The sequence below is a fragment of the Pseudonocardia nigra genome (assembly GCF_019396355.1).
Classification (GTDB): domain Bacteria; phylum Actinomycetota; class Actinomycetes; order Mycobacteriales; family Pseudonocardiaceae; genus Pseudonocardia; species Pseudonocardia nigra.
The window spans coordinates 1-1,255 of sequence record NZ_JAHKRK010000469.1 but is presented as its reverse complement, the minus strand read 5'-3'; the positions used below and the strand labels follow the sequence as shown (position 1 = coordinate 1,255).

General features: G+C 68.4%; 1 protein-coding gene. It reads left to right on the top strand.

Translation table 11 applies throughout. The features are described 5' to 3' along the window. Positions 1–182: 182 nt before the first annotated feature. A partial coding sequence (locus KME75_RS41635; RefSeq protein ID WP_219420494.1) for a tyrosine-type recombinase/integrase occupies positions 183–1,255 on the top strand: 1,073 nt, incomplete at its 3' end.

The window sequence follows — 1,255 nt, the reverse complement described above, 5'->3', positions numbered from 1 at the left end:
CATGTCGATCATATGAAATAACCCCGGAGTTCCCTCATGTCGCGTCGGCCTGACCACCTCCTGGAGCAGGGCGATTCCCCTCGTTCGAGTGGCCGTGGATCGTCTGACCGAACTTCAGCCTCCATGAGTCGTTCTCGACCACGACGAGGTTGTTCGGGTCGAACTGAAGGGGAGGGAGCGCGGTGGCTCTGGCCGCGGTGCGCGATCTTCGCCAGGCTCGATCGCCGGCGAGTGCGGAAGAGCTGGCGGAGTTCGAGACCGACGTGCTGTCCGGGTTCGTGCTCGCCCGGGCCGCCGCTGGGTTGGCGGATGGCACGATCCGCTCGGACGTGGTCCACCTGGAACAGGTGCGGGGCTGGTTCGGTCGGCCGCTGTGGGAGCTGGAGCCGCCCGACGCGGACGCCTACTTCGGCAAGGTGCTGCGCACCGCGGCGAAGAGCACCGGGCTGGCACGGGCGCAGGCGCTCAAGACGTACTTCCAGTTCCTGGAGTTGCGCCACAAGATCGAGATTCACCAGCTCACCGGCCGGGTCGTGGAATGTCCGATCGATGAGATGAACCGGCCCCGCGGACAGCAACGGGCGTCGCTGCGCATCCCGCCCAGCGCCGACCAGGTGCACCAGCTGTTCGCGGGATGGCGCCAGGAGTTGGTGACCTGCCGGAAGTTCGCCCCGACCGCCCGGAACTACGCCGCTGCCCGGCTGATGGCCGAGGTCGGGCTGCGGGTCAACGAAGCCCGCAACCTCGACCTGGCCGACATCAAGTGGGAACTCGGGCGCTTCGGCAAGCTCCACGTCCGCATGGGGGAGGGTGCCCGCGGGAGCGGGCCCCGCGAACGCATGGTGCCTTTGATCAACGACGCGGGACGGACGCTGCGCTGGTTCGTCGAGGACGTGTGGGGACAGTTCGGCGACCAGCACGACCGCCACGGTGCCGCGCTGTTCCCGTCGGAACGCAAACATCCGGATGGTTCCGCGGCCCGGGTGGGCGACGAGGCGTTACGGGTCGCGCTCGCCGACGCCGCCGCCACCCATCTGCCGGACTGGCCGGGCAGGGTCACCCCGCACGTGCTACGGCACTTCTGCGCCAGCCAGCTTTACCTGGGCGGCATGGATCTGATCGCGATCCAGGAGGCCCTCGGACACGTCTGGGTCGCGACCACGATGCAGTACATCCACGTGCACCGCACCCACGTCGAGGACGCCTGGATCGCCGGTCAGCACCGCGCCGCTACCCGCCTGAAGGGACTCGTTCC